The sequence below is a fragment of the Exiguobacterium sp. UBA6309 genome (assembly GCF_002439205.1).
Lineage (GTDB): Bacteria > Bacillota > Bacilli > Exiguobacteriales > Exiguobacteriaceae > Exiguobacterium_A.
The window spans coordinates 22812-31797 of the sequence record NZ_DJTL01000038.1; the positions used below are offsets into that span (position 1 = coordinate 22812).

Below are 8986 nucleotides of genomic sequence, written 5' to 3' on the forward strand. Positions count from 1 at the left end.
TGTGTTTGATTCGTTACACTCAGTCTAGTCCTTCCATGCTTTTCTCAAAATGGACTTTACTTTCACTTCTCTTACAAAACGGTAAGACAAGGGAGGAGACATCAAAAAAGCCCCCATCCGTAAGGGATGGAGGCGTGTCGTATCTTATTTATGTGTTGCTTTGAAGAGCTCTGTGTCGCCTGCGACAACAGAAGTTCCTTCAGCTGGTACAGCTGAAAGCGTGAATTGATCGTGATTTGTCACGATAATCGGTGTGATCGTCGATGGTGCGTTTGCACGGATGTACTCGAGATCGAACTCGACGAGGACGTCTCCTGCTTTGACTTTGTCACCTGACTGGACGTGAGCCGTGAAGCCTTCGCCTTTAAGGTTAACTGTATCAAGACCAACGTGGATCAAGAGTTCAAGACCGTCTTCACCTTTTAGACCGATTGCGTGTTTTGTTGGGAAAATCGTTTCAACCGTTGCGTTGATCGGCGAGACGACTTTACCTTCTGTTGGCTCGATCGCGACACCGTCGCCCATCATTTTTTGAGAGAAAACTTGATCGGGTACGTTCTCGATGTTGACGATTTTACCTGTAAGTGCAGAAGCGATTTTCGTGTTTCCTGCGTCGTTACCACCAAACAATTTTTTTAAGAATCCCATGATACTATCCCTCTACTTTCTCGATCGTTTTTCTTCCGAATGGAAGTTTCGATTTTTTATAGGAGTAAGCTGTTAGACAGCTCGCTCACGTTCTCACAAAAAGCATACGTTTGTCCCTCTGGTTTTGCAAGTATTTTTGTGTGATAATAGTTAGAAATCAAAAGGAGGCGCTTACATGTTGCCATTTTCAGAAATTACATATGTCCGTCCTGATCTTGCTTTGCTTGAAACATCGATGAATCAAGCAATCGCTCGACTAACGGAAGCCACACAGGTAGATGAAGCAAACGCAGCCATCACTGAGATTAATACCCTCAGAAATCAATTTGAAACGGCAAGCCAGCTCGTCGAAATCCGTCATACGATTGATACACGCGATACGTTCTATGAGACGGAACAAGGGTTCTTTGATGAAGCAAGCGCGATCTATCAAGGATATGTCTCAAGCTATTATCAAGCGTTGACGACGCATCCGCTTCGCAATGAACTCGAACGGACGCAAGGCAAACAGTTATTCCTAATCGCGGAAGCGAGCCTGAAGACGTTTTCGGAAGAGATCATTCCAAAGCTCCAAGAAGAGAACCGTCTCTCAAGCGAATATACGAAACTGATGTCTTCTGCTCAAATCGAGTTTGACGGGAAGACGCTTAACTTATCGCAGTTCGGTCCTTACCTCCAATCACCAGACCGGGCTGTTCGTAAAGCAGCTTCAGAAGCCCGCTATGGCTACTTAAAAGAGCAAGGGGAAACGATCGATACAATTTACGATAAACTCGTCCATATCCGGACAGACATCGCGAAGACACTCGGTTTCCCATCGTTCGTCGAACTCGGATACGCACGGATGCTTCGCGTCGATTACAATCAATCGATGGTCGAACAATATCGCGAACAGATCCTTGAAACGATCGTTCCGCTCGCGACACAACTTAAAGAACGCCAGCAACGACGCATCGGTGTCAATCACTTGTACTACTACGATGAAGGATTCGCCTTCAAGTCTGGGAACGCGACACCTAAAGGCGAAGAGTCCTTCATCATCGAAGGCGGCAAAAAGATGTATGCGGAGATGTCACCGGAGACGAACGAATTCTTCAACTACATGCTCGACCGGGAAGCACTCGATTTAACGGCGAAGCCTGGAAAAGCGGGCGGTGGGTATTGTACCTACATCGCAGACGAAAAACTCCCGTTCATCTTCTCGAACTTCAATGGAACGGCAGGCGACATCGATGTCCTGACACACGAAGTCGGACATGCGTTCCAAGTCTATGAGAGCCGTCACCTGACTGCTCCAGAGAGTGCCTTCCCGACGTATGAAGCGTGCGAGATTCATTCGATGTCGATGGAGTTCTTTGCTTATCCATGGATGGAAGAATTCTTCGGTGAAGAGACGGCGAAATACAAATTCAATCACCTCGCAGGAAGCGTCACGTTCCTTCCATACGGCGTTGCGATTGATGAGTTCCAGCACGTCATCTACAACCAACCGGAATTGACACCAGCTGAGCGTCGCGAAGCATGGCGGACGATCGAGAAGAAATATTTGCCGCATCGTGATTATGAAGCGAATGATTATCTCGATTCAGGTGCCTGGTGGCATCAGCAAGGGCACGTCTTCGGAAGTCCCTTCTACTACATCGATTACACGCTCGCTCAAGTCTGTGCCTTCCAGTTCTATGCTTGGATGGAACAGGACCGGGAAGCAGCTTGGACATCATATCTCGATCTCTGTCGTGCCGGTGGATCAGAAAGCTTCCTCACGCTCGTCGAGCGCGCTGGATTAAAGTCTCCGTTTGCATCAGGTACGGTCGAAGCAGCGGTCGCACCGGTCAAAGCGTATCTCGAACAAGCAGACGACCTCGTACTCGATCGCGTTTAATAATTATTTTCATCAATCTAAAGTTCACGCTTACAATGAACGTTTCTGTCATCCCCGCTTTCCACAGGCGGGTGATAAGATCCGGCACCTCGCATTTCATGCGGTCTGTCGGATCTTATCTAGCCCTGACGAAAGCGAAAATCGTGCTTTCTTTTCCTGTAGGAGTCGAGGGTGAACATTCACGTTCTCTATTTATCGAATGAAAAAAGGTGAGTTTCCAGTCCGGAAACTCACCTTTTTTCATTTTAAGACACATACATATTAAAATCATGAATCATAATAGACTAATTTCATTCAGATAGAAGCTTTTGATGGTACTTCACGTACCAGACTCGAAACTCGTCGGCTGGAATCGGTCTTGAATAATAGAATCCTTGCGCATACTCACAGTCAAGCACTCGCAAATGATCAGCTTGTTCAAGTTCTTCAATCCCTTCAGCGACGACGTCATACTTCAGCGTATGTGCGAGCTTGATGATGGTCTCGATGAGCGGTGTGTTCGAGCATGCATCCGGACCACTGATGAACGAACGGTCAATTTTCAGTCGCTGAATCGGCAAGCGACTCAGGTACGACAAGGAAGAATACCCCGTACCAAAGTCATCAATCGCAAGACGATACCCCATCTGATGCAACTTCTGTAACGCATCAAACACGCGTGTGTCTGAAAAGACACCGAATGATTCCGTAATTTCAAGTTCCACCCGTTGTTCGATTCCCGGATGAACCTCTCGGACATCAGTCAAATAATCGACGATCCGACCGGAGACGAGTTCTTTGACGGATAAGTTCGCTGAGACGCGTAGTACTCCGAGTTCCGTATCCTTCCACTCTTCGACTTGTCGGACCGTTTCGGCAACGACCCACATCCCGATCTCTTCAATCAACATGGATCGTTCGGCAATCGGAATGAAGATCGCCGGACTGATCAACCCTCGTTCAGGGTGGAACCAGCGCAGAAGCGCTTCACAACCATCGACCTGACCTGTCGCGAGATTGATTTGTGGTTGATAGAACAATTGTAGCTCGTTCTTTTCGATCGCGTCCCGCAGTTCTCCTTCGAGGACGACGGATTCGAGATACTCGGCACTCATCCAGGATTCGAACCAGACCGGTCCGCCTTCTGTCTGTTGCTTCGCATGCTGCATCGCGATATCAACCGAAGATAACAAGGACGTGACGGCTACTGCATCATCGGGGTACCGCACCATACTCATACTGATGCTGACATTGACATACTCTCCGTCGATCTCATAAACGTGTTCGATGACTTGCTTCAATTTCTCGTAATCCACGATATCCTGTTGTGCAACCAACACGGCGAATTCGTCTCCCCCGATTCGTGCGGCTTGTCCCGTTCCGATGAAATGATGTTTGAGTCGATTGGCGAGATCTTTCAAAATCTGATCGCCTGCACCATGTCCGTAAATATCGTTGATTCGCCGGAATTGTCGAACGCTGATGGTGACGAGTTCTCCCGGCTGAGGTGCTTTCAACGCATCTGTCATCTTTTGTTCGAAGCCATTTCGGTTCAACAGTCCCGTCAACATGTCAAAGAGTGCGAGTTGTGTGATCCGTTCTTCGCGCCGGAACTGATCCGTTTCATCATGACAGGATAAGTAAAGTGCAACGCCTGTATCGTCTTCTTTGTTTGCGACATGGACGATGTTGACGAACATGTTTAAGATTTCTTCATCGAACAACATCTTGCAACGAATCGTTTGACTATGGCCTTCCAATGATTGCTTCAACGCTCGCCGCATCCGATTCAAATCAGCCGGATGGATCAGTTCTTCGATCGTCCATCCCGCCGTCGCTTTCGTCAATTGTCGAAAGCGTTCGTTTCCGTTCACAATCGTATAGTCAGATGACATCGCAAGAATCGGATCTGTATTTTGTGAAAAGAGCGACTCGATTTCCGCTTTTTTCTGCTTGATCTCTTTTGTTTTCGCATCATTATGATCGAGCAACCCGGCGATGATGGCCGTCATCGTCCGAAACGCTTGGACGACAGGTTGAAAATCATTTCGCTCCGGTACGTCATAACCGGATTGCCGGCGGTCTTCCGCAAAGGTATTCGCTTCTCCCTTCAGTAAGGAGAGATCTTGGCGAAAGGCGCGTAATAACGATAAGGTCAAAATCAACAGTCCAAGAATTAAGACACTGGTTACACCAAAGAGAAGCCAGGCATTGCGAATGATATGATGGCCTCGATCCTGCATTTCTTGTGCGACTTGGTTGAGTTCTTGATCGTACAAACGATACATACTCGATTCATATTCTTCCGCTTGTCCTGCCAAAGCAGCGTACGTCTCGACTTCTGGAGCACGCAATAGATCATCAAGCGTTTGTGTATAGGCAGCCATCTGTTCCCGCATTGTTGCGACATCTTGACGTCCCGTATCGTCCTGAAGAGGAATCACATCATACAATGATTTGATGAGTGATGCCTGGCGTATCGGTAAATCAATCCGCATCTGCTGAATCCGTAATCGATCAATCGAGCTCGGTTCTTCCTTTTGACGGGCATCTTTTAAGATTTCAGCTGATTTCCCAAGTTGTTCCTCCATCAGAATCAAATTGGAGAAGACATTATAATAAGACCCTGTCTCTTTGCTCAGTACGAGTTGATTGAAGATGATTTCACTCTTGAAATTCGTCATCGTCGTGAAGAAACGATGGTTCGATTCATATCCTTGTCGTTGAAGCTTCTTGACTTCCGCCAAGACTTCTTCCCGTGCCGACCCGGTCGCTTTCATGTTCGGTAGACGATCCGTTAGTTGTTCCAATGCACGATCGGACTGTTTGGACGCTTGTAGAACATCCGTGTCCTCATTCAATGATGAAAAATAATAGCGTGTCACTTCTTGTTCAGCATGATTAAATGGTATCACTTCAGCAATCGTTTTTCCTGATGCTTTGAAGCGATAGCCTTCTTCGAGTGTTTTCATCAAATGTTGACATGCGACGATCAATGCTAATAACCCGATGATCGCAATCATCCATGAGAACGTTTTATAGTAGGAGCGTCTTCGAAAAGCTTCTACGATGAAGACTGGTGATAAACGTCGCAACACATCGTCCTCCCTAAATTGTCATTATGTTTCTATATCGTCGTCTCATACCGTTTCCTGAAGTCGTTTTGGGTCAATAAAAAGCACGTCTTCCCACATTTCTGCGAAAATAAGTGCTTTTTTTACTAGTTTTATTCTTTTTTAATAACTGACGTTCTCACGCGCTACTTTTTTAGCAAAATAATCGATGATGTCACGTCGTCGGATAATCCCGATGAAATGTCTTCCGTCATCGATGACGGGTACGAAATTTTGATCCGTGATGACTTCAATCATCTCTTCCATTTGCGCTGTGATCGAGACCGGTTTATAACGGACGCGTTGTTTGATATCGGTTAAACGTGTCTGCAAGACATGGTCATAATCGGCATGCTCGAGATTTGCTTCGAGCGCCCACAAGACATCGCCTTCTGTCAGCGTTCCTGCGTATTTCCCTTTATTATCAACGAGTGGGACTGACGTAAAACGATGATGTTTCATCTTTTCTAGTGCTTGTCTGACCGTTGACTCAGGATCTAAATATTTCACCTCATCTTTAGGTAATAAGAAAAAAGCAATATTCATTTCTGTTCCTCCCTAGCCACTCTGTGACACTCTTTTCATTTTATCATGAACCCTGCTCCGATTCATTTCTCAAATGATGAAAATCTCTACATAATCCTTCATATTTGGTCATACTCTTCCGATATTCCAAGTAGACAGAATTTAAAGACTATTTAGTTAGGAGAATACATATGCGCCTCCCGATCACGCGTCGCCTGTTCATCGGGCTTATTTTATTGCCCGCTCTCACTCTCGGTGCCTCAACCTGGTTTTCTTATGATCAGACGAGCCAAACCGTCGATCAGCTTGTAGACTCGACGTCACAAACCGCTTTGAAGCAACTCGAACAATCCTTTACACGAATCATTGATGATACGAAGAAGGATACGACCTTACTCGCAGGTCTTCCGTTCAACCGAGCGGACGGCGCTTTACCGAACTACACGGATCAAACGAAACAACCCGATCCGGCTACTCCTCCGACGCAAAAAGCGAGCGATATCTATAGCGTCCTAGAAAAGTACGGTTCATCGAAAATCGAAAACTCCTTCATTCAGTATGCGGATACCGCTGGTGGTTATCTCAACTGGCCAAAACAAGCGGCAGCACCTGGGTACGATCCACGCAAGGAAGACTGGTACAAACAAGCACTCGATAACTCTAGCATCGTCATCATGAGTGAACCGCATTATGATGCGGCAACGAAACTATCCATCATCGGCTTCTCAAAAGCAACACTAGATGCACAGGCGAATATCAAAGGTGTCTTATCCATCTATAAAAGTATCGATCGCCTAGCAGAAGACATGAAGCGGATTGAAATCGGACAAAAAGGATTCGTCTTCAGCTATACCCAAAATGGGAAGATTGTCACCCATCCGAATAAAAATTATTTCTTCAAAAACGTAACGCAGATGAAAGAAGACGGAAAACCTTATTTCTCTGCTCCTAAAGCAATGATGGAACAAGAGTCGGGTTCGACCATCATGGACGTCGCCGGTACAAAATCCGTCGTCATCTGGCAGACCTCGTCAAAAACAGGCTTTAAGTTAGCTGTCGTTCTTGACTATGCTTCCTTGTATGCACCGAAAGAAGAAATGCTCAGTCAATCGTTGATCAACTTCGTCGTCGCGATCGCCTTAGCCACGTTGATTGCTTGGTTGATTGGTCGATCAATCAATCGTCCTTTATCAACACTCCGTCAAGAAGCACTTGCCATCGCCTCTGGTGATTTACGGACGCCAAAGCGTCCGACACGTTTCATCCAAGACGAGTTGACGGATCTCACCGATAACTTTGACGCGATGCGGGCTCGACTACGTCAAACAATTCTCGCTTTGACGACTTCAGCGACGACCGTCCGGGATGCATCTGCCGAACTCTCCACGAATGCAACGCACGTCCAAACAGCTTCTCTGCAAATCGGACGAACGATGGAAGAGATCGCGGCGGCTGGTGAAACACAGACGAAACAAGCAGAGCGCTCGTCCCATGCCGTTCATGGCGTCAAGGAACGGTCGACGGCCATGCAACACGTCGCGTCAACGACATTATCGGAAGTCTCGACCGTCGCTTCCGCAGCCGTTCGCGGAAGTGATGTAACGAAACAGACGATCGCCGATTTACTTGATCATTCCGTCTCACTCGAACAGGAAATCCAAAATACGTCCGACTTCCTCGGTAAACGATCGGATGAGATTGCCAAAGTCCTTGGCACACTACAAGCAATCTCGAGTCAGACGAACTTGCTCGCCTTGAATGCCGCCATTGAAGCAGCACGCGTTGGCGAACAAGGACGCGGATTCGCTGTCGTTGCGAGTGAAGTCCGAAAGCTTGCGGAAGAGAGTGACGCTTCTGCGAAGCAAATCAAACAACTCCTCGATCATATCCAAGACGAGACACAGACCGCGATGGGTGCGATGAACCATGTCATGGATGATTTGAAACGATCGCTTGATTCCGTCAAGACGACCGGTGACGATTTCGAGCAAATCGCGGGTTCCGTCCAACATGTCTCACGCCGGACAGAAGAACTGACCGGTGACATCCATGCGTTGACGCAAGCGACGGAAGAAGTCTCAGACGCCATGGGGACGATTCTCGCTTTGACGGAAGAGAATGCCGCAGGTCTTGAGACGAGTAGTGCGAGCATTCAAGAAACGAACGCAACACTCGAATCCGTGACGTCTGCCGCTACGCATCTTGCAAAGATTGCTGGTAATCTCCATCAACTGACGCTTGATTTCCAACTCGACGATACGGAAGCATTGGTTCACGACTCCGTTGAAGAGGTCATACATTCGGAAGAATCCGTATTGTATGAGGAAGCAGTTGTCGCATCACTTGACGAGGAACGACATGATTCGGATTTAAAGGTTCCTTCGTCTTCATCCGAATGATTTTCAGCGAAGTCTTTTTTCGAAAGGCTTCGTTTTTCATTGTTTCGTTCTCGACTATCCGCGAAAGAGGACATACACTAGAAGCAATCCACTATATTTCGAAAGGAGTCGTGTCATGAATCGCTTGTCGACGTCTGACTTGACGCAAATCGCAGAGCACCTCTACGGGATGACTGGTTTTTTCGTCACGTACCGAGATCATCACGGTACTCCGCTGTCGTTACGTCCAGAAGCTCCATCTCATCCGGGAACCTTACTGATTGAGAACGAATGGCCAGTATTAAAAAAGACTCCTCTACTCTATACCCTGAAAGATGGTACAGCTTACCTCTTTTTAGATGTTCCGGAACAAGGAATGTACCGAATCGGTCCGGTTTTACTACAATCGGCTCTTTTTCGGGCACACATCCAAGATGAAGCCTACCATCAGTTCTATAAAG

The 8986-nt window shown here is 47.0% G+C and carries 5 protein-coding genes and 1 pseudogene; 3 read left to right on the forward strand and 3 right to left on the reverse strand.

The genetic code is table 11. The annotated features are described in order from the left end of the window. Nucleotides 1-144: 144 nt before the first annotated feature. Complete coding sequence (locus B3M90_RS13335) at nucleotides 145-648, reverse strand: PTS sugar transporter subunit IIA (RefSeq protein WP_035410206.1); 504 nt, start codon at nucleotides 646-648, stop codon at nucleotides 145-147. Between the two features lie 178 nt (nucleotides 649-826). Between B3M90_RS13335 and B3M90_RS13340 the strand changes: the two genes are divergently transcribed. Then, nucleotides 827-2530: a M3 family oligoendopeptidase gene (locus B3M90_RS13340; protein WP_414655233.1), complete on the forward strand. Its 1704-nt coding sequence runs from the start codon at nucleotides 827-829 to the stop codon at nucleotides 2528-2530. Between the two features lie 290 nt (nucleotides 2531-2820). On the opposite strand, the gene B3M90_RS13345 is transcribed toward B3M90_RS13340, so the two are convergent. Further along, complete coding sequence (locus tag B3M90_RS13345; protein WP_290784442.1) at nucleotides 2821-5607, reverse strand: putative bifunctional diguanylate cyclase/phosphodiesterase; 2787 nt, start codon at nucleotides 5605-5607, stop codon at nucleotides 2821-2823. A 138-nt stretch (nucleotides 5608-5745) separates the two neighbouring features. Continuing rightward, entirely contained in the window at nucleotides 5746-6168 is a 423-nt protein-coding gene (locus tag B3M90_RS13350) for a CBS domain-containing protein (protein ID WP_035410212.1), read from the reverse strand. 170 nt (nucleotides 6169-6338) lie between these two features. Here B3M90_RS13350 and B3M90_RS13355 point away from each other — a divergent pair, with 170 nt between their 5' ends. Together B3M90_RS13355 and B3M90_RS13360 are read left to right on the forward strand one after the other, a co-directional pair. Continuing rightward, complete coding sequence (locus tag B3M90_RS13355) at nucleotides 6339-8546, forward strand: methyl-accepting chemotaxis protein (RefSeq protein WP_290784444.1); 2208 nt, start codon at nucleotides 6339-6341, stop codon at nucleotides 8544-8546. 115 nt (nucleotides 8547-8661) lie between these two features. Further along, a pseudogene (locus B3M90_RS13360) lies at nucleotides 8662-8986 on the forward strand (AraC family transcriptional regulator); the annotation flags it as partial.

Excerpts from the sequence above, each read along its gene's own strand:
- B3M90_RS13335 (WP_035410206.1), bottom strand. The coding sequence starts at position 648 with ATGGGATTCTTAAAAAAATTGTTTGGTGGTAACGACGCAGGAAACACG.
- B3M90_RS13350 (WP_035410212.1), bottom strand. The coding sequence starts at position 6,168 with ATGAATATTGCTTTTTTCTTATTACCTAAAGATGAGGTGAAATATTTA.
- B3M90_RS13355 (WP_290784444.1), top strand. The coding sequence starts at position 6,339 with ATGCGCCTCCCGATCACGCGTCGCCTGTTCATCGGGCTTATTTTATTG.